Source organism: Nocardioides sp. N13(2025) (assembly GCF_051912545.1).
Lineage (GTDB): Bacteria > Actinomycetota > Actinomycetes > Propionibacteriales > Nocardioidaceae > Nocardioides.
This window is the reverse complement of record NZ_CP196809.1, coordinates 3099366-3122378: the sequence shown is the minus strand read 5'-3', so window position 1 is coordinate 3122378 and position 23013 is coordinate 3099366. Positions and strand designations below refer to the sequence as shown.

Genomic DNA, 23013 nt, shown 5'->3' with positions numbered 1-23013 from the left:
CACCAGCGCCGCGTGCGGCGGGCCGAGAACCGGCCCGCCGCACAGGCGCATGAAACGACTGAATGAGGTACCACGTGGCAACCACCCTTGTTGCTGAGAGCACCGGCCGGGCCAAGCCCCGGCTCGGCGACCGGGTCTTCTCCCGGGTCGCCCTCGCGGCCGGGATCGCGATCCTGGTCGTCCTGGCCGGCGTCTTCGTCTTCCTGGCCATCGAGGGCGTGCCCGGGCTCGCCAAGCCGGCGGAGTTCTACGGCTCCGCCAGCACCTTCGGGGGATACGTCGCCCCGCTGCTGTTCGGCACCGTCCTGGCCGCCGTGATCGCGCTGGTCGTGGCCGTGCCGCTGGCGTGGGGCATCGCGCTGGTGGTGAGCCACTACGCGCCGAAGTCGATCGCCACCCCCATCGCCTACATGATCGACCTGCTGGCGGCCGTCCCGTCGGTGGTCTTCGGGCTGTGGGGCATCTCGGTGCTCGCGCGCCAGCTGCAGCCGGCGTACGTCTGGCTCGACGAGAACATGGGCTGGCTGCCGTTCTTCGCCGGTCCCGCGTCGGGCACCGGCCGCACCATCCTCACCGCCGGCCTCGTGCTGGCGATCATGATCCTGCCGATCATCACCGCGATATCGCGCGAGGTGTTCTCGCAGACGCCGCGCCTGCACGAGGAGGCGGCGCTCGCCCTCGGCGCGACCCGCTGGGAGATGATTCGGATGGCCGTCTTCCCCTACGCCCGCTCCGGCATGGTGTCCGCGGTGATGCTCGGCCTCGGCCGGGCGCTCGGCGAGACGATGGCCGTCGCGATGGTGCTCTCCGCCGGCGGCGGCATCTCGTTCAACCTCATCTCGAGCAGCAACCCGGCCTCGATCGCGTCCAACATCGCCTCCAACTACAAGGAGGGCACCCCGGGCAAGATCCAGGTGCTGATCGCGACCGGCCTGGTGCTCTTCCTCGTGACGTTCCTGGTCAACTTCGCCGCGCGATGGATCGTCCAGCGCAGCGAGAGGAGGCTGCACCGATGAGCACGACCACCTCGCAGGCCACCCCCGTCCGGCCCCGCTCCGAGCACGTCTCCTTCACCGCCGCCAAGCTGCCGCGCGTCGCCCCGGTCCTCGTGGCCGTCGTCGCGATCGCCGCCGGTGCGCTACCCGTGCTGCTGCTGGGCTGGGGCGTGGTGGCCTGGGCGATCTTCGCCGGCCTGATCTACCTCGTCGCGCTGCCCGCCTGGGCCCGCGTCGTGGAGGGCCGCCGCGGCGCCACCGACCGCATGCTCACCGGCCTCGTCTGGTCGGCCTGCGTCGTCGCGATCGTGCCGCTCGTCTCGCTGCTGTGGACCGTGGTCGACCGCGGCCTGCCGGCGATCAACTCGACATTCCTGACCTACTCGATGTACCGCACCAGCCTCGACCAGGAGGTGGGCATCTACCACGCGCTGATCGGCACGCTGCTGATCACGCTTTTCGCGGCCCTCATCTCCGTGCCGATCGGCATCATGGCGGCGATCTACCTCATCGAGTACGGCAAGGGCAGCCGCCTGGCGCGCTGGATCACCTTCCTCGTCGACGTGATGACGGGCATCCCGTCGATCGTCGCCGGCCTGTTCGCCTTCTCGCTGTTCATCCTCGTCTTCGGGCCCTCGACCCGCGTCGGGATCGGCGGCTCGGTCGCCCTGTCGCTGCTGATGATCCCGGTGGTCGTCCGCTCGACCGAGGAGATGCTGCGGCTCGTGCCCGCCGACCTGCGCGAGGCGTCGTACGCCCTGGGCGTGCCGAAGTGGCGCACGATCGTCAAGGTCGTGCTGCCGACCGCGCTGGGCGGCATCGTCACCGGCGTCACCCTCGCCATCGCCCGGGTGGTCGGTGAGACCGCCCCGCTGCTGCTGATCGCCGGCCTGACCACGCGCACCAACTTCAACGTGTTCGCGGACCGGATGACCACCCTCCCCGTCCTGATCTACACCCAGAACGCCAACCCCGGCATCGCCGAGACCCCCGGCGGCACGCCGCCCGGGATCGAGATCGCCTGGGGTGGAGCGCTCGTGCTGATCCTGATCGTCATGCTGCTCAACCTCGTGGCGCGCATCATCGGCAGGATCTTCGCCCCCAAGACCGGCCACTGAGCCACCCTGACCTCGAAGGACAAGAGAGACACCCCCATGGCCAAGAGCATCACCGTCGACGACCTCGACATCTACTACGGCGACTTTCTCGCCGTCGAGGGCGTCAGCATGACCGTCAAGGCACGCTCCGTCACCGCCTTCATCGGCCCGTCGGGCTGCGGCAAGTCCACCTTCCTGCGCTCCCTCAACCGCATGCACGAGGTCATCCCCGGTGCGCGCGTCGAGGGCAAGGTGACGGTGGACGGGCAGTCGCTGTACGACGCCGCGGTCGACCCCGTCGCCGTACGCCGCCAGATCGGCATGGTCTTCCAGCGGCCCAACCCGTTCCCGACGATGTCGATCTACGAGAACGTCCTCGCCGGCAACCGCCTCAACTCCAAGAAGATGAAGAAGTCCGAGGCCGACGACATCGTCGAGCGCTCCCTCAAGGGCGCCAACCTCTGGAACGAGGTCAAGGACCGCCTCGGCAAGCCCGGCATGGGCCTCTCCGGTGGCCAGCAGCAGCGCCTCTGCATCGCCCGCGCGATCGCCGTCGAGCCGCAGGTCCTGCTGATGGACGAGCCCTGCTCGGCCCTGGACCCGATCTCGACCTCTGCGATCGAGGACCTCATCCACGAGCTGAAGTCCGACTACACGATCGTCATCGTCACCCACAACATGCAGCAGGCCGCCCGCGTCTCCGACGAGACCGGCTTCTTCAACCTCAAGGCCGCCGGCCAGCCCGGCCACCTGGTGGAGTTCAACTCCACCCAGAAGATGTTCGCCAACCCCGACAACGAGGCCACCGAGGCCTACATCTCCGGCCGCTTCGGCTGATCTCTTCTCCTTCCCGTTGAGGGCCTTGCGGTCCGTCATACGAAGCCGTACGTATGAGTGCGGCTTCGTATGACGGATGCGGCGAGCCCGCACAGGTCGTCCGTCGCGAGGCGTCCACAGGGGGCCCCTGCGCACGTCGATCCACAGGTCTGGCCTGTGGTGGTGTCGCTGTCGCCGCCCTCGAAGCAACGGTGGCGAGATGGACACGCCACCGGTACGCCACACCTCCACCCTGCGACGTGCTCGACGGGCGCGGGCCGAGAGGATCGCGGCGGACCAGGCCGGGGCCGTCTCCCGACGGCAGCTGTACGCCGCTGGGCTGACGCGAGCCGAGGTGCGGGCCAACGTCCGGGCCAGGCGCTGGCAGCAGGTGGGGAGGCACGTGGTCGTGGTGCACACCGGCCCGCTCGACGACCGCACCGTCTTCTGGGCGGCAGCGCTGTCCGGCGGTCCACGCGCGCGGCTGGACGGCGCCTCGGCGTTGGTCGCCGCCGGACTGACGGGTTTCGACGTCGATCGCCACCGTGTCTCGGTGCCGCGCGGCGCGAGGACCTTCCGCGACGCCCTGGTGGACGTACGCCAGACCCGCCGGTGGCGAGCCGACGATGCGTTCAGGGGAGCTGGCCCACCGCGCACCCGGGTCGAGGTCGGCGCCATACGCGGGGCCCTGTGGGCGCTGAGCGACCGGCAGGCCGCACTGCTCCTCACGATGGCCGTCCAGCAGGGCATCGTTCCCGCGGACCGGATCGCGCTCGAGCTGCTGCACGTCAAGAAGGCGCCACGGCTGACCTTCGTCATCGACGTCGTGACCGACCTGGTCGGCGGCGTCCGCAGCCTCGCCGAGCTCGACTTCGCCGGTCAGTGCCGAACGAGGGGGCTGCCCGAGCCGTCGCGCCAGGCGGTCCGCCGGGCACCCAACGGCCGCTACTACCTCGACGTGCTGTGGGAGGACTGGCGCGTCGTCGTGGAGATCGACGGGATCCAGCACGCCCTCGCGGAGGAGGTCGTGGCCGACGCCCTCCGGCACAACGACGTCACCCTCGAGCACCTCACCGTCCTGCGGCTGCCCGTGCTGGGCCTGCGCGTCGCAGCCGACGAGTTCTTCGCCCAGATCGAGATGGCGCTCGCCGATGCGGGGTGGACGCGTGCCGGCACCGCTGCCTGAGCGCTGGGTCGTACGTCCTCTGGTGGCGGCTCAGTGGCGCCGGGATCCGTCATACCGACCCGACCCTATGAGTGCGGGTTCGTATGACGGATCGCGCGGCACGTCGGGGCGAGGACGGATCCGTCATACCGACCCGACCATATGGGTGCGGGTTCGTATGACGAACCGGCAGATCGCGCCGGCGGGCGGGGCGGGACGTCAGGGGAGGAAGAGGTGGGCGACCCAGTAGCAGATGGCGGCGGCGAGGGCGGCGGCCGGGAAGGTCAGCACCCAGGCGGTGAGGATCGACCGGGCGACACCCCAGCGGACGGCGGAGAGCCGCTTGGTCGCGCCCACGCCCATGACGGCGGAGGTGATGGTGTGGGTGGTCGAGATGGGCGCCTCGAAGACGTACGCCGTCGTGTAGAGGACGGAGGCCGCCACGGACTCGGCCGCGAAGCCGCGGGGCGGGTCGAGGTGGATGATGCGGCGACCCAGGGTGCGCATGATGCGCCAGCCGCCGGACCAGGTGCCGAGGGAGATCGCGGTCGCCGCGGCGATGATCACCCACAGCGGCAGGCCGTCGGACTCGGCCACGTAGCCGCCGGTGAGCAGCGCCAGGAAGATGACGCCCATCGTCTTCTGAGCGTCCTGGAGGCCGTGCCCGAGCGCCATCGCGGCGGCGGAGACGGTCTGGGCGATCTTGAAGCCGCGGTTGGCGCGACCCGGGTTGGCGTTGCGGAAGGCCCACATGATCGCGAGCATCACCAGGAAGCCGAGGCTGAACGCGACCACCGGCGAGAGGAACATCGGGATGACGACCTTCTCGAGCACGACTGCCCAGTTGGCGGTCGCACCCGCAGCGAGGGCGGCGCCGACCAGGCCTCCGATGAGCGCGTGCGAGGAGGACGAAGGCAGGCCGTAGTACCAAGTGATGAGGTTCCACGTGATCGCGCCGATGAGCCCGGCCATCACGATCACCAGGCCGTGGGTCCCGGCTCCCGGATCGATGGTGTCGGACACCGTGTGGGCGACCTTCTGGCCGAGGAACGCGCCGACGAAGTTCATGACAGCCGCCATGGCCAGCGCGACGCGGGGCTTGAGCGCGCCGGTCGAGACAGACGTGGCGATCGCGTTGGCCGCGTCGTGGAACCCGTTAGTGTAGTCGAACACCAGGGCAACGACGACGACCGCGATGATGATCGCGATTTCCATCAGGGTCAGGACTCCTTGACGGCGATCTGCTCCACGATGTTGGCGACCTTCTCGAACGCGTCGATCGCCCCCTCGAGGGACTCGACGATGTCCTTGAGCTTGAGCACCTCGAGGGCCTCGTGCTCACCGCTGAAGAGGTTGGCCAGGATGCGCCGGTAGGACTTGTCACCGGTGTTCTCGAGCCGGTTGATCTCGATCCAGTACTCGTCGAGCGAGGCCATCGACTCCAGCGACGGCATCGCCGCGGCGGTGAGCTCGGCACAGCGCTGGAGGACCTCGACCTGCTGGGTCGACTCCGGCGGCAGCGAGGTGACCTCGTAGAGCAGGATCAGGTCGACGGCCTCGTCCATCATGTCCATCACGTCGTCGAGCGCCGACGCGAGGGAGTAGATGTCCTCGCGGTCGAACGGCGTGACGAACGTGCTGTTCACCCGCCGCACGATCGAGTGGGTGGTCTCGTCCGCAGCGTGCTCGGCCTCGCGCATGCGCTGCGCGATCTCGGCCCGGGAGCTGCCGTCGGCAAGCATCTCGCTGAGGAGCTGGGCTCCGACGACGAGGTGCGAGGCGGCTTCGCTGAAGAGGTCGTAGAACGAGCTGTCGACAGGGCGGAACTTCAAACGCACGGTGAACTCCGAACGGGGGGCGGATGAACCGGGAACATGCTAGGGGGTCACCCGCTCAGAGACGCAACCGCGAGGCCTCGGCGCGGCCCCGGCGTGACGGCGTACGTCAGCGGCGTCGGCGTCGCTGCCGCTGGATCAGCTCGTCGTGCAGGTGCCGCTCGCCGGAGTGCAGGTGCCACTCGCCGGCCGGGTCGAGCTCCCACGCGGTGGTCTCGGCGTCGAGCGCGAGGTCCAGCAGGTCGCCGACCTGGGCGATCACCTGCTCGTCGCGCAGGCGTACGAGCACCTCGACGCGGCGGTCGAGGTTGCGGTGCATCATGTCGGCCGAGCCGATCCACGCCGCCGGCTCACCGCCGTTGTCGAACCAGAAGACCCGGCTGTGCTCGAGGAAGCGTCCCAGGATCGAGCGGACCCGCACCGTCTCCGACAGGCCGGGTACGCCGGGGCGCAGCGCGCAGATGCCGCGGATCAGCAGCTCGATGCGGACGCCGGCCTGCGAGGCCAGGTAGAGCGCGTCGATCACGGCCTCGTCGACCACCGAGTTCGCCTTGATCCGGATCCCCGCGGGCCGGCCGTCCTGCTGGTGCGCGACCTCCTGATGGATCTGCGCGATCAGCCCGTCGCGGACGTTGTCGGGGGCGACCAGCAGGTGGTCGTACGTCGTGTTGCGGCTGATGCCGGACAGGTTGTTGAACAGCAGCGCGACGTCCTCGCCCGTCTCCGGGTCGGCGGTGAGCAGGCCGAGGTCCTCGTAGAGCCGGGCGGTCTTGGGGTTGTAGTTGCCGGTGCCGATGTGGACGTAGCGCCGGATGCCCTCGGGCTCGTCGCGCACGACCATCGACAGCTTGCAGTGGGTCTTCAGCCCGACGAGGCCGTAGACGACGTGGCAGCCGGCGTGCTCGAGCTTGCGGGCCCAGCGGATGTTGGCCTGCTCGTCGAAGCGGGCCTTGATCTCCACGATCACCAGCACCTGCTTGCCGGCCTCCGCGGCGTCGATGAGCGCCTCGATGATGGGGCTGTCGCCGGAGGTGCGGTAGAGCGTCTGCTTGATCGCCAGGACGTGCGGGTCGGCCGCGGCCTGCTCGAGGAAGCGCTGCACCGACGTGGCGAACGAGTCGTAGGGGTGGTGCAGCAGCACGTCGCGGCGGGCCACCGAGTCGAACACGTCGACGGGCGACGAGCTCTCGACCTCGGCCAGGCTGGGGTGCGTCGAGGGCAGGAACGCGGCGTACTTCAGGTCGTCGCGCGGCAGGTCGGCGATCGAGTGGAGGCCGGTGAGGTCGAGCGGTCCGGGCAGGGAGACGACCTCGTCGCGGTGGACACCGAGCTCGGAGACCAGCAGGTCGAGCACCTTGGGGTCCATCGACTGCTCGACCTCGAGGCGCACCGGCGGCCCGAAGCGGCGACGCAGCAGCTCCTTCTCGAGCGCCTTGAGCAGGTTCTCCGCGTCGTCCTCCTCGACCTCGAGGTCCTCGTTGCGGGTGACCCGGAAGGTGTGCGCGCCGAGCACCTCCATGCCCGGGAAGAGCTTCTTGAGGTGCTCGCCGATGACGTCCTCGATCGGCACGAAGCGCTGGTTGCCGAGCCCGACGAAGCGCCCGAAGGTCGGCGGCACCTTCACGCGCGCGAAGTGCTCGGTGCCGCTCTTGGGGTGGCGTACGACGACCGCGAGGTTGAGCGACAGCCCGGAGATGTAGGGGAAGGGGTGGGCGGGGTCGACCGCGAGGGGGGTGAGCACCGGGAAGATCCGGTCCCTGAAGAGCTTCTTGCAGACCTTCTGCTCCTCGCGGTCGAGCTCGTCCCAGCGGACGATCTCGATCCCCTGGCTGCCGAGCTCCGGCAGGAGGTCGACGAGGGCCTGGGCGTGGCGCTCCATCAGGGCGCGGCAGCTGGTCCACAGCTGCTCCAGCTGCTCGCGCGGCATCAGGCCGCTGGCGGCGCGGACGGCGACCCCGGCGTCGATGCGACGCTTGAGGCCGGCGACGCGGACCATGAAGAACTCGTCGAGGTTGCTGGCGAAGATGGCGAGGAACCGGGCGCGCTCCAGCAGCGGGAGGCGCGGGTCCTCGGCGAGCTCGAGGACGCGCTGGTTGAAGCGGACCCACGAGATCTCACGGTCGATGAACCGGTCGTCGAACTTCTCCACGGCCTCGATCTGCGCGGCGTCCGGGGTGTAGGGCGGCTCGACGTCGAAGGTGTCCGTCGGATGGCCGAACGGCTCCGTCACCGGACCTTCCTCGACTGACGGCGAGACAGCGCTGGTGAGGATGGCCGGGTCCGTCATGGGCCAAGTGTGGCACCGGCAGGTGAACGCGGGATGACGAATTCCGGGTGTGGTCAGTAGACGAGCGCCTGGACGCCGTCGCCCAGGACCTGCTCGGCGAAGACGGCCGCGCCGGCGATGGTGACGCCTTCGCGCAGGTCGCCCTCGACGATCCCGCGGCGGGCGGCGCACTGCGAGCAGACCGTCACCGAGCCGGTCGTCAGCACGGCCGCCATCAGCTGGTCGAGGGGCGTCGCGAGGTCGAGCTCGAACTCCTCGGCCCGTCCCGGGACGCCGAACCACGCGGCCTGACCGGTCAGCCAGAGGGAGACGTCGGCGCCCGAGGCAGCCGCGGCGGCGGCGACCGTGAAGGCCTGGTTGCAGCGCTCGGCGTCCTCCGCCCCGCAGGTGACCTTGACGACCAGTGAGCGAGCCATGCGCCCCACATTAGAGTGAGGCCCATGCCCTTCGAGCTGCCGGACAACCTGCACCCCAACTGTGGCCCAGTCGCCTGGCTGCTGGGCACGTGGCGCGGCAACGGCCACGGCACCTACCCGACGATCGAGAAGTTCCACTTCGGCCAGGAGCTGATCTTCACCCACGACGGGCGCCCGTTCTTCCACTACATGTCCCGCGCGTGGATCGTCGACGAGGACGGCGAGTTCGTCCGCGACGCCGCGATGGAGACCGGCTTCCTGCGCTGCCCCGAGCCCGGCAAGGTCGAGCTCCTGCTCGCGCACAACATCGGCTTCTCGGAGATCTGGTACGGCGCGGCCGAGGGCGGCAAGCTCGAGATGCACACCGCCGGCGTCTCCTTCACGGAGACCGCGAAGGAGGTCAATTCGGGCTCGCGGATGTACGGCAACGTGGAGGGCGACCTGCTCTACGCCTTCGACATGGCCGCCGTCGGCCAGGAGCTGCAGCCGCACACGTGGGCGCGCCTGCAGCGCGCATAGAGCTCCGATGAGCGACGACCTCGCCTCCCGGCTCCGGGCCCAGGGCCTGCGGCTCACCCCGCAGCGGCAGCTGATCCTCCGGGCGGTCGAGGAGCTCCGGCACGCGACGCCCGACGAGGTGCTCGCCCACGTCCGCAGCCAGGTCAGCTCGGTCAACGCATCCACCGTCTACCGCACGCTCGAGGTGCTGGAGGAGCTCGGCCTGGTGCGCCACACGCACCTCAGCGACCGCGCGCCGACGTACCACTCCACCCTCGAGCACGAGCACGTCCACGTGGTCTGCCGCAGCTGTCACGCCGTCAGCTCGTACGACCCCGCGCTCGTGCAGCCGGTGGTCGCCGCCCTCGCGGACGACGGGTTCACCGTCGACGTCGGGCACCTGGCGATCTTCGGCCTCTGCGCCGACTGCTCGTCGGGGTCCCCCTCGTCGGAGTCCGTGTCGCGATCCCCGGGTACCCGGGGAAACTGAAGCCTCCAGGCCGAAACTTCGCGGGTGAACCGCCAGTTTCCCCGGGTACCCGGGGAAACTGGCGGCCGCAGAACCTATTGCAAGAGATCTTTCGAAAGAGTACTTTCGACCCATGCCCGAACCCCGTCGCCTGCGCGACCCGCGCGCCCTGGCCGCCGTCGCCCATCCCGTGCGGATGGGCATCGTCGAGCTGCTGTCCGTGCAGGGCCCGATGACGGCCACCGAGCTGGCCGACCAGCTCGACGAGACCCCGGCCAACTGCTCGTGGCACCTGCGCAAGCTGGCCGAGCACGAGTTCATCGAGGAGGCGCCCGGCGGCAAGGGCCGGCAGCGGCCGTGGCAGATGAAGCACCTCGGCATGTCGTGGGCCGAGGGCGACGACCTCAGCCACGAGGAGCTGCGCGCCGGCCAAGTGCTGAGCCGGATGCTGCTCGAGCGGTGGGTCGACCGCTTCCTCGACGCCAGCGAGCGCGAGACGAGCGGCGAGTGGCGCGACAGCAGCCGGCTCACCCAGCACGTCGCGTGGCTGACGCCCGACGAGCTCGCCGACGTGACCGGGCGCCTGCAGGAGGTGGCAGCGACGTACGCCGACCGGCTCGAGACCGGCGTACGCCCCGAGGGGTCCCGCCTGTGCGAGATCGTCGCGTGGGGCGCGGCCGTGGAGATCGCGCGATGAAGGCGGCGTTCGCCCAGCCGGGCTTCAAGCGGCTCTTCGCGGGCCTGTCGACGTCGATGCTCGGCGACTCGATCATGCTGCTCGTCCTCAGCATCTGGGTCAAGACGCTGACCGGCTCGAGCGCGATGGCCGGCTTCACCTTCTTCTTCATGACCCTGCCGGCGATCTTCGCGCCGCTGGCGGGCGCCTGGCTCGACCGCGTACGCCGCAAGCCGCTGCTGGTCTGGGGCAACATCGCCTCGGCCGTGGCCGTGCTGCCGCTCCTGCTGGTCCGCGACGCCGACGACGTCTGGATCATCTGGATGGTCGCGATGTTCTACGGCGTCAGCTTCGTCGTGCTGCCGGCCGGCCTCAACGGCCTGCTCAAGGAGCTCATGCCGGAGGAGCTGCTGGTCGACGCCAACTCCAGCCTCCAGACGATCAAGGAGTCCTACCGCCTCTTCGGGCCGCTGCTCGGTGCGGCGCTCTTCGCCTGGACCGGTGGCTGGCTGGTGGCCCTCGTCGACGCCGCGTCCTTCCTCGTCGCGGCCGCCGTCATCGCCTCGATCCCGGTCGCGGAGGAGACGCCCGAGCACGAGGGCGGCTCCTTCTGGAGCCAGCTCACCGGCGGCGTGCGCCACCTCGTCGGCGACCGGGTCCTCGGCCACATGCTCGTGGGGTTCGGCATCACGATGCTGGTGCTCGGCTTCGGCGAGTCCGCGATCTTCGCGCTCACCGACCACTTCGGCAAGGCGGCGACCTTCGTCAGCGTGCTCGTGTCCGTGCAGGGGGTCGGCGCGATCGTCGGCGGCCTGTCCTCGCCCCGTGTCGTACGACGTCTGGGCGAGGTGGGTGCCGGCGTGCTCGGCCTCGTGCTGCTGGGCGCCAGCTCCATCGCGATGGCGCTCTCGCCGTCGGTGCCGTGGGTGCTGGCGAGCATCTCGGTCTTCGGCGTCTCGCTGCCGATCCTGATCGTGTCCTACATGACCCTGCTGCAACGGCGTACGCCGCAGCGGCTGATGGCCCGCGTCTCCGTCGCCGCCGAGGTGGTCATGTCGGTGCCCAGCGCGGCCTCCCTCGCGCTCGGCGCGCTGCTCGTCACGATTGTCGACTGGCGGATCATCTTCGTGGTGATCGGCGTCTTCACGCTCGCCGGCGCCGGCCACGTGGCGTACTGGTTGCGCGACGTCATCCGCCACCCCGGGACCGTCGAGCCGGCCACCGAGCCCCTCCCGGGTCCGGAGCACACGCCGCTCGACCCCGGCTCCACGGTGGCGACCTAGACTCGAGCCATGGCAAGCCCCCTCCTGTCCCTGCCCGGGGCCGTCGCCGGCGACGGCATCGACGCCCCGGTGGCGGCGCACTACGGCTCGTTCAACACCGAGCAGCGCAGCCTCGCCGCCGGTGAGGGCTTCGTGGACCTCTCGCACCGCGACGTCCTGCGGATCTCGGGTCCCGACCGGCTGAGCTGGCTGCACAACCTCACCACGCAGTTCTTCGAGGGCCTCGCCCCTGGGACGTGGACCCAGGCGCTGGTGCTCAGCCCCCAGGGCCACGTCGAGCACGCTTTCGCCGGCGTCGACGACGGCGAGGCCTTCACCGCGCACACCGAGCCCGGCGCGGGCGCGGCGCTGGTGGAGTGGCTGGAGCGGATGAAGTTCATGACGCGCGTGGAGGTCTCGCTCGTCGACGACCTGGCCGTCATGTGGCGCCCGGGGGAGGGTGGTGGACGGTACGACCTCGTGCCCCGCGACCGCCTCGAGGCGTACGCCGACGCGGCCGGGCCGGCCTGCGGGTTCTGGGCCTTCGAGGCGCTGCGGATCGAGCGCGGCGAGCCCCGCTTCGGCCTCGACACCGACCACCGCACGATCCCCAACGAGGTCGGCTGGATCGGGCCGGCGGTGCACCTCGACAAGGGCTGCTACCGCGGCCAGGAGACGGTCGCGCGCGTCCACACGCTCGGCCGCCCGCCGCGACGGCTGGTGCTGCTGCACCTCGACGGCTCGGAGAACCGGCTGCCTCCCGCCGGCTCGCCCGTGTCGTACGACGGCCGCGACGTCGGCTTCGTCGGCTCGAGCGCCCGCCACCACGAGCTCGGCCCGATCGCCCTCGCGCTCGTCAAGCGCAACGTCCCGGTCGACGCCACCCTCACGGTCGACGAGATGCCGGCCGCCCAGGAGGTCATCGTGGACCCCGAGGTCGGGCTCCACGTCCGCCCGCTGCGCTGAGTCTGCGGGTGTCCCCAAACCCCCACTCGAGCGGCCATATGGTCGCTCGGGTGGGCGCATGCGGCATGCCGGGCGGCCATGTGGCCGCTCGAGTCACCCCCGGGGGTGCCGGCGGTACTGCACGTGCGTGTCCGCCTCGGCGTGGGTGAACCCCAGGTGTGAGTAGACCGCGACGGCGGGGGCGTTGTCGGACTCGACGTAGAGCAGCACCTCGTCGACACCGAGGCCAGCGAGGTGGTGCAGCCCGGCGAGGGTGAGCAGCCGCCCGAGCCCGCGGCCCTGGGCGCCGGGCGCGACGCCGACGACGTACACCTCTCCGAGCCGGTCGTCGTGCTGCTTGGTCCAGTGGAAGCCGACGACGCCGGCGGAGTCCTCGGCGACGAGCAGCCCGGCCGGGTCGAACCACGGCTCGGCCATCCGACGGGCCAGGTTGGCCTCGTCCATCGCACCCTGCTCGGGGTGCTGCGCGAAGGCCGCCGCGTTGACCTCGACGACCGCGGCCGCGTCCTCGTTGCGGTAGGGCCTGATCTCCACACCCTCCGGCAGCGACAGGTCCGCCAGGGGGTCGGCCGTCGGGCGCCGCATCACCCAGAGGTCGCGCACCCGCTCCCACCCCTGCGACGCGGCGAGCCGGGCCGCGGCCGGGTGGTTGCCGTGCGACCACGCCGTCAGCTCGCCGTCGTACGACGTCCGCTGCAGCAGCGCGGTCGCGATCCCCTGCCCGCGGTGGTCGGGGTGGACCGCCAGGCTGAGGTCGCCGCCGTGCAGCAGGGCGAAGCCCCCCGGCTCCAGGACGACCGTGGCGGTCCCGTCGGCCAGCGCCATCCGCGCGGCCTCGTCCAGTGGCGAGGCGCCGTCGGCGGCCTCGGCCGCGTCGGCGATCCGGATGACCTCCCTCATGACCTCGTCCACGCGCCGACCCTAGTCCTCACTCGTACGACGATGAGTGGGGAAGGTCGTCCGCGACATGTCACGAAGATGTTCCCCCTACCTCACACCCGGGCGCCGAGCAGGCGTGCGGCGCGCCGCTCCAGCCGCGAGCCTGGAAGAGGACGGCGAGCAGGGAGGCCGTGCGGCACGGCGTGGCGAAGACCTGCCGGTAGCGCAGCCGAGGGGTGATCTTGCCGCGGGCCAGGTCGTCGAGATCGCGGTCGGCGTCGTCGTCGCGGGCCTCCGACCCGTCGTGCAGCGTCCCGTCGAGCTCGACGGACATGTCCAGGTCGGCGTGCCCGACGTCGCGGTACTCGGTGCGGTCGCCACTGGTGACCGCCACCTGCTGCGACGTGGGCTCGGGCAGGCCGTGCGGCCGGAGCACGCGCACGAGGTAGCCGTGCTCGAGCACGCTGTGCGTGCCCCTCTCCAGGTCGGCGAGCAGGCTGGTCAGCAGGTCACGACGCCTGAGCCGACCGCGCCGCTCGATCTCGGCCCTCAGTCGACCGGCCACCGTGCGCCGCGACCCCACCGGCGCGGCCAGGGCCGAGATCGCTCCGAGGTCGTCCGCGGCCCGGTGGGCGGCCTCGACGGCAGCCACCTCGAGGCGCACCCGCGGCGGGGAGAGGTTCCACTGGACCTTGTCCTCGAGCTCGCGCACCCGGTGGATGCGGACGCCATCCTGCGGCACCACCCGCCGGGTCCAGTCGACGGCCACGTGGATCGGACCCTTCGGGTCGGGGTGCTTGCCCGGCTGGTGCAGCGCGGACTCCACGTGCAGCGCCGAGCGACCGGCGTACAGGACCGCCGCCCAGCTCCGCTGGGACCATGTGGGCGCCCCGGTGTGAGTGAGGTAGACGCCGGGATGGACCACGACGAGCTCCCGACGCCGGAGCAGCGTCTCGACGTGGGCCTGGCTCAGCTCCGCGTCGAGGAGCTGCCTGCGGGTGACGACGCCGTCCTGCTGGGCGAGGAGGTCGGAGACGGCGTCGAGTCGCATGTCGTACGCCTGCCCCGCCGGCCGCGGGCCCACGCAGGCCGCGGGCCGCCTGTGGACAGCGCATCACGAGCAACAGCGGGGAAGGTCGCCCTCGACATGTCACGAGGATCCTCCCCGCAGGCCGTGCCTCAGGAGGAGGATGACGAAGAGGAGGGCGAGGGGGCGGGGGACTCGGCGGGGTCGCGGGTCGGGACGACGAAGCGGTAGCCGACGTTGCGGACGGTGCCGATGTGGTGCTCGTGCTCGGTGCCGAGCTTGGCGCGGAGGCGGCGGACGTGGACGTCGACGGTGCGGGTGCCGCCGAAGTAGTCGTAGCCCCAGACCTCCTGGAGCAGCTGCTCGCGGCTGAAGACGCGGCCGGGGTGCTGGGCGAGGTACTTGAGGAGCTCGAACTCCTTGTAGGTCAGGTCGAGCGGGCGGCCGCCGATGCGGGCGGTGTAGGTGGCGTCGTCGACGACTACCTCGCCGCGGTGGATGACGTGGGCGGCCGGGTCGTCGGGCGCGGCGGCCTGCGTACGCCCGATGGCGAGGCGGATCCGCGCTTCGAGCTCGGCGGGGCCGCAGGTGTGCAGCACCACGTCGTCCATGCCCCAGTCGTGGGCGACGACGGCGAGCCCGCCCTCGGTGACGACGAGCAGGATCGGCGCCTCGGCCCCCGTCGTCCGGATCAGTCGGCACAGGTCGCGCGCGGCGGCGAGGTCCTGGCGGCCGTCGACGAGAACCAGGTCGGAGTCGGGCGCGTCGAGCAGCGCGCTGCCCTGGGCGGGCAGGATCTTGACCGTGTGCGCGAGCAGCGCGAGCCCGGGGAGCACCTCGGCGGAAGGCTGCAGGGCGCTCGTGAGCAGCAGCAGTGCGCTCATGGCCTCGCCCTCCTCGTACGCCCGGGGATGAGGAAGGATATCCCGCATGGGTGCTGCCACTGGGCGTGATCACGAGGGTGAGACGGTCACCGTGCGCTACTGGGCGGGGGCCCGGGCCGCCGCCGGGACCGCCGAGGACACGTTCGCGGTCGACGAGGGACTCACCCTCGACGTGCTCGTCGAGCGGGTGCTCGAGCGCCACCCCGGCGACCAGATGGCCCGCACCGTCGCGGTCTGCTCGGTGCTGCTGGGCGACCAGCCGGTCCGCTCGCAGGACCCCGCCTCGGTCGTCGTACGCCCGGGGGCGGTCGTCGAGCTGCTGCCGCCCTTCGCGGGCGGCTGAGCCAGCTCCCCCCAGCCAGAGCGCCCACGCCGAGATATCGGCGCGTCCCATGTTTGGGGAGGGGCGGGAGTGGGACATGATGCACGTGTTCGGAGTCCCATGGCTCCGCAACGGGGGACGTGCCGGTCGGCGACGCTGTGTCGTCGGCTGGTTCGCGCGGCTCCATGCAGTGATGACGAATATCTAGGGGGAACCAGAATGCAAGCTGGGTCTGGGGCGCGCTCGCGCCTCACATCGGTCGTGGCAGCGGGAGCGCTCGCCGCGGCAGCCTTGGGAGTGGTCTCGGCCGCGCCCGCCAACGCCGCCGTGATGGTCAGCGGCAGCCTGATCGACGCCGCCGGCAACTACGCCGAGGGCACGGTCCGCGCCGTCACCACGACGGGTGTCACCGCCGGCTCGGACTACACGTCCAACGGCGCCTTCGACATCCCGCTCGAGAACGGCACCTACAAGCTCGAGTTCTACTCGTCCGACTACACCGACGAGTGGTACCGCGACAAGGCGGACCAGGCGACCGCCGACGTGATCACGGTCGCGGGCGCAGCGCAGACGCTCGCCCCGTGGACGGTCGAGCGCATCCCGAGCGTGGTCGGTGTGGTCCGCACCACCGCCGGCAAGCCGGTCGCCAACGCGACGGTCACGGCGTACGACGCCGCAGCCGGCACCGAGATCGACGACGTCGACACCGCCGCCGACGGAACCTTCCGCCTCAGCACCAGCACTCCCTCGGTCAAGCTGCGGTTCAGCGGCTACTACGGCAACGAGTCGCTGGCCACCGAGTGGTTCAACGACAAGGCCTCCCTGGCCACCGCCGACGCGGTCACGCCGACCGTCGCCGGCGCCGACGTCGGCGTGGTGACCCTGGCCCCCGGCGGCTCGATCGCGGGTCGCATCACCAGTGAGGCGGGCGTGCCGCTCCACCGGGCGCGCGCGTGCTCCAGCAGCGGGTGCGACTGGACCGACGCCAACGGCGCCTACCTCATCGAGGGCGTCAACACCGGTGAGCACGTGGTGTCCTTCAGCGACCCGATCGGCGAGTACGTCGGCGAGTTCTGGAACAACGTGCCGGCCAACAACTACGCCGGCGCCAACCGGGTCACCGTCGCCCCCGGGCAGGCCGTGACCGGCATCGACGCGGCGCTGGCCGCCAAGACGAACGCCGCGCCCAACGGCGTCGACCTCAGCGGCACGGTCCGCGACGAGCTCGGCGCCATCGGCGTCGGCTACGTGGTCAACGTCTACGACACCCCGGCGAACCCGGACTACGCCAAGGTGGTCGCCTCGACCTACAGCAACCGGGCCGGCCAGTACGTCTTCACCGAGCTCGACCGCATCGGCGGGGAGACCGAGTTCAAGATCGAGGTCGACACGGAGGAGAACCAGGGTCCGCGCGAGGAGGGTGACTTCCTGCGTCGCACCACGTGGTCGGGCAACAAGCTCGCCTACAACACCGCCACCGTCGTGACGGCGGCGCCGCAGACCCTCGACTTCACCCTCCCCGTGGCCGGCGGCGTCAGCGGCGCGGTGACGAGCGAGGCCGGCGGCCTCCCGGACTTCGGGTTCGCCGCCTTCCGCAACAGCGATGGCCTCGACGCCGGCAGCACCCGCACCGAGGCGGACGGCACCTATGACGACCGCACCCTGTGGGCCGGCGACTACACCGTCCGGTTCGGTGGCCACAACCACGTCTCCGAGTGGTGGAAGAACGCCCTCCCCGAGGACGCCCTCACGATCACGGTGAAGCCGGGCCAGGTCACGACCGGCATCTCCGCCGCGCTGACCAAGGACGTCAAGGCGCTCGTGCGCCCGGAGGTCAAGGGTGACGCGTGGGTCGGCAAGACCGTACGGCTCGACGAGGGCCGCTGGAACACCCAGGCCGACTCCAGGATCACCTACGAGTGGCTCGTCGGCAGCACGGTCGTCGCGACCGGGCCGTCGCTCAAGCTGACCAGGAAGTACCTCGGCAAGAAGGTCACCGGCCGCGTCACCAACGACGCCGGCTTCGCGCAGGGCCAGGCGCTCACCAAGACGACCGCCAAGGTCGGCTACAAGCCGAAGGTCAAGGCGAAGGTCTCGGGCAAGCGGATCGGCCTGACGATCAAGGCCAAGCCGCTCAAGTCCAAGAAGGTCAGCGCGACCGTCGTGGCCTACGAGGTCAAGGGCAAGCGCGCGAACGGTGAGCTCAAGCTGAAGAAGATCGGCAAGGGCAAGGTCAAGAAGGGTGTCGGCAGCGTCACCCTGAAGAAGGCGCTCGGCAAGGGCAAGCACAAGCTCGTGCTCCGCATCAAGGGCAAGGGCAAGGTCGGCTCCGGCGACATCATGAAGGTCGTCAAGCTCAAGCGCTGACCCAGCGTCGACACGACGACGGGCCCCGGGAAGCGCATTCCCGGGGCCCGTCCGTCATGGCAGCAGGCGTCAGGCCTCGATCGCCTGGTGCGACCCTTCGGTCTTGAGCTCGATCTTGCGCGGCTTCGCCTTCTCGGCGACGGGTACGACGAGTCGCAGCACGCCGTCCTTGTACGCCGCCTCGATCCGGTCGAGGTCGAGGTTGTCGCCCAGGACCAGCTGGCGGCTGAACGCGCCACGCGGCCGCTCGGAGGCGAGCATCTGCCAGTCGCCGTTGGCGGCGACGCGCTCGGCACGGATGGTCAGCACGTTGCGCTCGACGTCGAGGTCGACCGAGTCGGGGTTGACCCCCGGGAGGTCGAACTCGAGGACGAAGCGGTCGCCCTCGCGCCAGGCGTCCATCGGCATGACGACGGGGCGGTTCGTGGTGCCCATCATCTGCTGCGCGAGCCGGTCGAACTCACGGAACGGGTCTGCGCTGCGGATCAGCATGGTGTCTTCCTCCTCAGTCTGGTGGTGTGACGGATCTGTATCGCTGGATACATATTTCTTATAGTCCCAAGATCAGGCAGAATCAAGTCCCCAGTCGACATGGAAGGAGGTGGACATGCCCGAGCGCAGTGAAGGGGTCTTCGCGATCTCGGTGGCCGCGGAGATGGCGTCCATGCAGATCCAGAACCTCCGCGTCTACGAGCGCCGCGGCCTGGTGGCCCCCGACCGCACCTCCGGCGGCACCCGCCTGTACAGCGAGGACGACGTCGACCGGCTCCGCCGGATCGGCGACCTGCTGGCTGCCGGCCTCAACCTCGCCGGCATCGCCGCCGTATTCGCGCTCGAGGCGGACAACGAGCGGCTCCGGGCCCAGGTCGCGAAGCTGCGAGCCAAGCGGTGAGGGCCGCGGGAACACTGCGGTCCACGGGAGCGTTCACCCGACCATGAGCTCCGGAGCCTGGATCGTCGTCGCCGCTGTCGTGCTGGCGGTCGGCTTCGGTTTGTGGCGCGCCGGCACGGACGGCCGCTTCCGCGGCACCCACGCCGTACGCCAGCCGACCGAGTCGTTGGTCGAGGAGGGCGCCCCGGCGCCCGTCACGAGACCCCCCGGCGCCGACCTGGTGGCAGCGGCAGGCGAGACCCTGGGGGAGCGGGCGACCCTGCTCCAGTTCTCGAGCGCCTTCTGCGCGCCGTGCCGCGCCACCCGCCGGGTGCTCGGCGAGGTGACGGCACTGGTCGAGGGCGTGACCCACGTCGAGATCGACGCCGAGCACCACCTCGACGCGACCCGAGCCTTCGGCATCCTGCGCACGCCCACGACCGTGGTGCTCGACGCGACTGGCGCCGAGGTCACCCGCGCCACCGGGGCGCCCAGCCGCGACCAGGTCCTGACTGCCCTCGCGCAGGCCTGATCCCACGATACGGACGTTAGGCCCACATCATGAGACACCACGTGGATCGAGCCGGCAGACGGCCTAGTGTCTGCGTCATGTCCTCGACCATGCTCACCAAGCGCCGCGCAGTGGACCACTGCCGCGTGCGCTCGGCGCTGTGTCGAATGTCGTCGGGGTCCCGCCCCTGATCTGAGCAACAAAGTCCATCACATTACTGGACTATGCTCCTTGGTGGGACCCAGCGTTGCGCGTGCCGCAGCGCGCCCGGCCTCGTGCCGCGCCCGCCGACCAGACCAGGGAGAGACATGTCCACCACCGCCACGCCCCGCACCACGCCCGGCGTCGTCAGCCCCCCGACCGGGGCCATCGACCCGCGCAGCCCGCAGCTCGCCGCAGCACTGACCGCCGTCGTCCTGGTCGCCGTGCTGCTGCTGCCCTCGCCCGCCAACGGCGTACTCCTGGCGGCGCAGGCCGTGCTGTTCGGGATCGGCGCGGTGCGCGGGGTGCAGGCCACGCCGCACGCCTGGCTCTTCCGCACGCTCGTCCGGCCCCGGCTGGCCCCGCCCACCGAGTGGGAGGCCCCCGAGCCGCCGCGCTTCGCCCAAGCCGTGGGCCTGGCGTTCGCGCTCGCGGGACTCCTCGCCTTCCTGGCCGGCGCGACGGTCGTCGCACAGGTCGCCGTCGGGTTCGCGCTCGTCGCCGCCCTGCTCAACGCCGTCTTCGCCTTCTGCCTCGGCTGCGAGGTCTACCTGCTCGTCCGCCGCATCACCGCCTGATCACCCAGACATCGCCCATCACACCAAGGAGCACCACCATGAGCCGCGAGAACTCGCTCGTCACCGCCCAGTGGGTCGAGGACAACCTCGACACCGACGGCGTCGTCCTCATCGAGGTCGACGAGGACACCACCGCCTACGACAAGGGCCACATCCGTGGCGCCATCAAGCTCGACTGGACCACCGACCTCCAGGACCAGGTCCGTCGCGACTTCGTCAACAAGGCCCAGTTCGAGGCGCTGCTCTCCGAGCGCGGCGTCAGCAACGACGACACCGTCGTGCTCTACGGCGGCAACAACAACTGGTTCGCCGCCTACGCCTACTGGTACTTCAAGCTCTACGGCCACTCCGACGTCAAGCTCCTCGACGGCGGCCGCAAGAAGTGGGAGCTCGACTCCCGCCAGCTGACCGACGAGCTGCCCACCCGCGCCAAGACGTCGTACGTCGCGCAGGAGCAGGACACCTCGATCCGCGCCTTCCGTGACGAGGTCGTCGCGGCCATCGGCACGCAGAACCTGGTCGACGTCCGCAGCCCCGACGAGTACGCCGGCCGGCTGCTCGCCCCGGCCCACCTCCCGCAGGAGCAAGCCCAGCGCGCCGGCCACATCCCGACGTCGGTCAACGTGCCGTGGAGCAAGAACGCCAACGACGACGGCACCTTCAAGTCGGAGGAGGAGCTGACCGCTCTCTACGACGAGGTCGGCTTCGACACCGACAAGGACACCATCGCGCTGTGCCGCATCGGTGAGCGCTCCTCGCTCACCTGGTTCGTGCTGACCGAGCTGCTCGGCCGCAAGAACGTCAAGAACTACGACGGCTCGTGGACCGAGTACGGCTCGCTGGTCGGCGTCCCCGTCGCCCTCGGCGACGAGCCCGGCAAGGCGGACGCCTGATGTGCGGCGCGACTGAGGGCGGGCTGTCCCTCGACGGCGTCAACGTCGCCAAGGAGGCCGTGATCCAGGGCCAGGTGCTGCGCGGCGGCGGAGAGCCGGTGGGCAACGCCTACGTGCGCCTCCTCGACCGGACCGGCGAGTTCACCGCCGAGGTCCCGACCTCGGCGACCGGTCACTTCCGCTTCTTCGCCGGCGACGGCGAGTGGACCCTGCGGACCCTGGCCCCCCAGGCCGAGCCGGTGGACACGCGCGTCGTGGCCGCGACCGGTTCGGTCGCCGAGGTGCAGGTGCTGGTCTCGGCCTGAGCGAGCGTCGACTGATCCAGACCGCCCCGTGCCTGGCACGGGGCGGTCTGCTCAGTTTGGTCGCAGGTATCCCGTAGAAGGGCCTTGAGGCGACGGGCCGCTCCTAGCGTGAGTCCACCTGTAGGGGTGGAAAGGGGTGCCGTGACGGCTCAGATCGACATGCTTCAGACACATGACCTCTGGCGCCTGACCATGGAGCACTCCCCGGTAGGGATGGCCCTGGTCTCGCTGAGCGGCGACCTCATCAGCGTCAACGTCGCGCTCTGCGAGATGCTCGGACAGCCGCCCGAGGTGCTCACCGGGCTGACGTTCCCCGACATCACCCACCCCGACGACCTCTCGAGTGACGTACGCCTGGTGCTGCAGGCGCTGGCCGACGAGATCAGCTCCTACCGGATCACCAAGCGCTACGTCCGCGCCGACGGCCAGGTCGTCATCGGCGACCTGTCCGTGACCCTGCTGCGGGCGCCGGACGGCACCCCGATCCACTTCATCTGCCAGATCGTCGACCTCACCGAGCGCCACGCGATCGCGCAGCGCCTCGACGTCGCCGAGGCGACCATCGAGTCCGAGCAGCGCAAGGCCGACGCCGTCTTCGACACGGTCGCGGTCGGCCTCCTGCTGCTCGACGCGACCGGCGCCTACCAGGGCTACAACTCGCGCCACCGGGCGTTCATGCACATGGCCTTCCCCGAGGGCCACCGCGGCCGGGTCGGCCAGACCGGCTTCCTCTTCGACGCCGACCAGGCGAGACCCCTCACCTCCGAGGAGATGCCGACGACCCGGGCGGTGGCGGGGGAGGAGTTCGACGACTTCCTGCTGTGGGTGGGCGAGGATCCCCACACCCGGCGCGCGATGTCGGTCTCCGCGCGGTCCGTGCGGGACCGGCACGGTGCCTTCACGGGCGCCGCCCTGGCCTACCACGACGTGACCGAGCTGATGCGGGCGCTCAAGGTCAAGGACGAGTTCGTCACGACCGTCTCCCACGAGCTGCGTACGCCGCTGACGTCCGCGCTCGCCCACCTCGAGCTCCTCGAGGACGCGAGCGTGGGTGACGACGTGAGGCGGCAGCTCACCGCCGTGCAGCGCAACATCCGGCGGCTCTCCCACGTCGTGGCCGACCTGCTCTTCGTCACCCGCGCCACCGCGGGCTCGTCGCTGATCGACCCCTACCCCGTCGACCTGGTGCCGATCGTCGCGGACGCGCTCGACGCGGCGCGCCCGACGGCCGCCACCGCCGGGGTGGACATGACGGCGACCCTGCCCGAGTCGCTGGAGACCGTGGCCGACGGGATGCGGCTGCGCCAGGTCGTCGACAACGTGATCGCCAACGCGATCCTCTACGGGCGCCCCGACGGGCACGTCGCCGTCACGCTCGAGGCCTCCGACGGGCAGGTCGTGCTCACCGTCGCCGACGACGGGGAGGGCATCGACGAGTCCGACCTGCCGGGGATGTTCCAGCGCTTCTTCCGCGGGCAGAACGCCCACCGGCGCCAGGTCCCCGGCACGGGGCTGGGGCTCAGCATCGTGCGCATGATCGTCGAGGCCCACGGCGGCGAGGTCTCCATGACGAGCGAGGCCGGGGTCGGCAGCACCGTCCGGATCACGCTCCCGCGCTGAACGTCAGGTTTCCCCTCATTTCCCGCGAGGGCCTGACCGCCCCCGCGCCGAGTCGTACGGTGGGGGTTGCCCG

At 70.7% G+C, this 23013-nt stretch carries 25 protein-coding genes; 17 read left to right on the top strand and 8 right to left on the bottom strand.

What is annotated here, in order from left to right:
- Positions 1–74: 74 nt before the first annotated feature.
- From pstC to ACS3YM_RS15145, 4 genes are all read left to right on the top strand, one after another.
- Positions 75–1016 carry a phosphate ABC transporter permease subunit PstC gene (gene pstC / locus ACS3YM_RS15160; protein ID WP_439937264.1) on the top strand — a complete coding sequence of 314 codons (942 nt, stop codon included), beginning with the start codon at positions 75–77 and terminating at the stop codon, positions 1014–1016.
- A complete protein-coding gene (gene pstA, locus ACS3YM_RS15155; protein WP_439937263.1) occupies positions 1013–2113 on the top strand; it encodes a phosphate ABC transporter permease PstA in 1101 nt (366 codons plus the stop codon). The genes pstC and pstA overlap by 4 nt, the downstream gene beginning before the upstream one ends.
- 36 nt (positions 2114–2149) lie before the next feature.
- Positions 2150–2929: a phosphate ABC transporter ATP-binding protein PstB gene (pstB, locus tag ACS3YM_RS15150; RefSeq protein ID WP_439937262.1), complete on the top strand. Its 780-nt coding sequence runs from the start codon at positions 2150–2152 to the stop codon at positions 2927–2929.
- Between the two features lie 199 nt (positions 2930–3128).
- A complete protein-coding gene (locus ACS3YM_RS15145; RefSeq protein WP_439937261.1) occupies positions 3129–4094 on the top strand; it encodes a DUF559 domain-containing protein in 966 nt (321 codons plus the stop codon).
- Positions 4095–4292: 198 nt separating this feature from the next.
- On the opposite strand, the gene ACS3YM_RS15140 is transcribed toward ACS3YM_RS15145, so the two are convergent.
- The 4 genes from ACS3YM_RS15140 to ACS3YM_RS15125 form a co-directional block, all read right to left on the bottom strand.
- Positions 4293–5288, bottom strand: coding sequence for an anion permease (locus ACS3YM_RS15140; protein WP_439937260.1), 996 nt, complete (start codon positions 5286–5288; stop codon positions 4293–4295).
- A gap of 5 nt (positions 5289–5293) precedes the next feature.
- Entirely contained in the window at positions 5294–5911 is a 618-nt protein-coding gene (locus ACS3YM_RS15135) for a DUF47 domain-containing protein (RefSeq protein WP_439937259.1), read from the bottom strand.
- Between the two features lie 106 nt (positions 5912–6017).
- Positions 6018–8195 carry an RNA degradosome polyphosphate kinase gene (locus ACS3YM_RS15130; RefSeq protein ID WP_439937258.1) on the bottom strand — a complete coding sequence of 726 codons (2178 nt, stop codon included), beginning with the start codon at positions 8193–8195 and terminating at the stop codon, positions 6018–6020.
- A 53-nt stretch (positions 8196–8248) separates the two neighbouring features.
- Positions 8249–8611, bottom strand: coding sequence for a DsrE family protein (locus ACS3YM_RS15125; protein ID WP_439937257.1), 363 nt, complete (start codon positions 8609–8611; stop codon positions 8249–8251).
- A 24-nt stretch (positions 8612–8635) separates the two neighbouring features.
- Between ACS3YM_RS15125 and ACS3YM_RS15120 the strand changes: the two genes are divergently transcribed.
- The 5 genes from ACS3YM_RS15120 (at position 8636) to ygfZ (ending at position 12482) form a co-directional block, all read left to right on the top strand.
- Positions 8636–9130, top strand: coding sequence for an FABP family protein (locus tag ACS3YM_RS15120; protein WP_439937256.1), 495 nt, complete (start codon positions 8636–8638; stop codon positions 9128–9130).
- Positions 9131–9137: 7 nt separating this feature from the next.
- Positions 9138–9599 carry a Fur family transcriptional regulator gene (locus ACS3YM_RS15115; protein ID WP_439937255.1) on the top strand — a complete coding sequence of 154 codons (462 nt, stop codon included), beginning with the start codon at positions 9138–9140 and terminating at the stop codon, positions 9597–9599.
- Between the two features lie 112 nt (positions 9600–9711).
- Positions 9712–10275, top strand: coding sequence for an ArsR/SmtB family transcription factor (locus ACS3YM_RS15110; protein ID WP_439937254.1), 564 nt, complete (start codon positions 9712–9714; stop codon positions 10273–10275).
- The gene (locus tag ACS3YM_RS15105) at positions 10272–11537 is read left to right on the top strand and encodes an MFS transporter (RefSeq protein ID WP_439937253.1); all 1266 of its coding nucleotides are present in this window, start codon (positions 10272–10274) and stop codon (positions 11535–11537) included. Before ACS3YM_RS15110 ends, ACS3YM_RS15105 begins: the two co-directional genes overlap by 4 nt.
- 9 nt (positions 11538–11546) lie before the next feature.
- A complete protein-coding gene (gene ygfZ, locus ACS3YM_RS15100) occupies positions 11547–12482 on the top strand; it encodes a CAF17-like 4Fe-4S cluster assembly/insertion protein YgfZ (RefSeq protein ID WP_439937252.1) in 936 nt (311 codons plus the stop codon).
- A gap of 93 nt (positions 12483–12575) precedes the next feature.
- On the opposite strand, the gene mshD is transcribed toward ygfZ, so the two are convergent.
- The 3 genes from mshD to ACS3YM_RS15085 all read right to left on the bottom strand — a co-directional run bounded on the left by mshD (position 12576) and on the right by ACS3YM_RS15085 (position 15272).
- A complete protein-coding gene (gene mshD / locus ACS3YM_RS15095; RefSeq protein WP_439937251.1) occupies positions 12576–13394 on the bottom strand; it encodes a mycothiol synthase in 819 nt (272 codons plus the stop codon).
- A 58-nt stretch (positions 13395–13452) separates the two neighbouring features.
- Positions 13453–14412, bottom strand: coding sequence for a type IV toxin-antitoxin system AbiEi family antitoxin domain-containing protein (locus ACS3YM_RS15090; RefSeq protein ID WP_439937250.1), 960 nt, complete (start codon positions 14410–14412; stop codon positions 13453–13455).
- A 128-nt stretch (positions 14413–14540) separates the two neighbouring features.
- The gene (locus ACS3YM_RS15085; RefSeq protein ID WP_439937249.1) at positions 14541–15272 is read right to left on the bottom strand and encodes a winged helix-turn-helix transcriptional regulator; all 732 of its coding nucleotides are present in this window, start codon (positions 15270–15272) and stop codon (positions 14541–14543) included.
- A gap of 46 nt (positions 15273–15318) precedes the next feature.
- On the opposite strand from ACS3YM_RS15085, the gene ACS3YM_RS15080 reads away from it, so the two are divergent.
- Complete coding sequence (locus ACS3YM_RS15080) at positions 15319–15615, top strand: MoaD/ThiS family protein (protein ID WP_439937248.1); 297 nt, start codon at positions 15319–15321, stop codon at positions 15613–15615.
- A 198-nt stretch (positions 15616–15813) separates the two neighbouring features.
- Entirely contained in the window at positions 15814–17961 is a 2148-nt protein-coding gene (locus ACS3YM_RS15075; RefSeq protein ID WP_439937247.1) for a carboxypeptidase-like regulatory domain-containing protein, read from the top strand.
- A 69-nt stretch (positions 17962–18030) separates the two neighbouring features.
- On the opposite strand, the gene ACS3YM_RS15070 is transcribed toward ACS3YM_RS15075, so the two are convergent.
- Positions 18031–18453, bottom strand: coding sequence for an Hsp20/alpha crystallin family protein (locus ACS3YM_RS15070; protein WP_439937246.1), 423 nt, complete (start codon positions 18451–18453; stop codon positions 18031–18033).
- Positions 18454–18568: 115 nt separating this feature from the next.
- Here ACS3YM_RS15070 and ACS3YM_RS15065 point away from each other — a divergent pair, with 115 nt between their 5' ends.
- From ACS3YM_RS15065 to ACS3YM_RS15040, 6 genes are all read left to right on the top strand, one after another.
- Positions 18569–18853 (top strand): MerR family transcriptional regulator, encoded by a 285-nt coding sequence (locus ACS3YM_RS15065; RefSeq protein WP_439937245.1) that lies wholly within the window; start codon positions 18569–18571, stop codon positions 18851–18853.
- Positions 18854–18896: 43 nt separating this feature from the next.
- A complete protein-coding gene (locus ACS3YM_RS15060; protein ID WP_439937244.1) occupies positions 18897–19364 on the top strand; it encodes a TlpA family protein disulfide reductase in 468 nt (155 codons plus the stop codon).
- Positions 19365–19651: 287 nt separating this feature from the next.
- Entirely contained in the window at positions 19652–20122 is a 471-nt protein-coding gene (locus ACS3YM_RS15055; RefSeq protein ID WP_439937243.1) for a DUF4395 domain-containing protein, read from the top strand.
- A 38-nt stretch (positions 20123–20160) separates the two neighbouring features.
- Positions 20161–21015 (top strand): sulfurtransferase, encoded by an 855-nt coding sequence (locus tag ACS3YM_RS15050; protein ID WP_439937242.1) that lies wholly within the window; start codon positions 20161–20163, stop codon positions 21013–21015.
- Entirely contained in the window at positions 21015–21320 is a 306-nt protein-coding gene (locus tag ACS3YM_RS15045) for a DUF1416 domain-containing protein (RefSeq protein WP_439937241.1), read from the top strand. The genes ACS3YM_RS15050 and ACS3YM_RS15045 overlap by 1 nt, the downstream gene beginning before the upstream one ends.
- A gap of 159 nt (positions 21321–21479) precedes the next feature.
- Entirely contained in the window at positions 21480–22940 is a 1461-nt protein-coding gene (locus ACS3YM_RS15040) for an ATP-binding protein (protein WP_439937240.1), read from the top strand.
- Positions 22941–23013 lie beyond the last annotated feature (73 nt).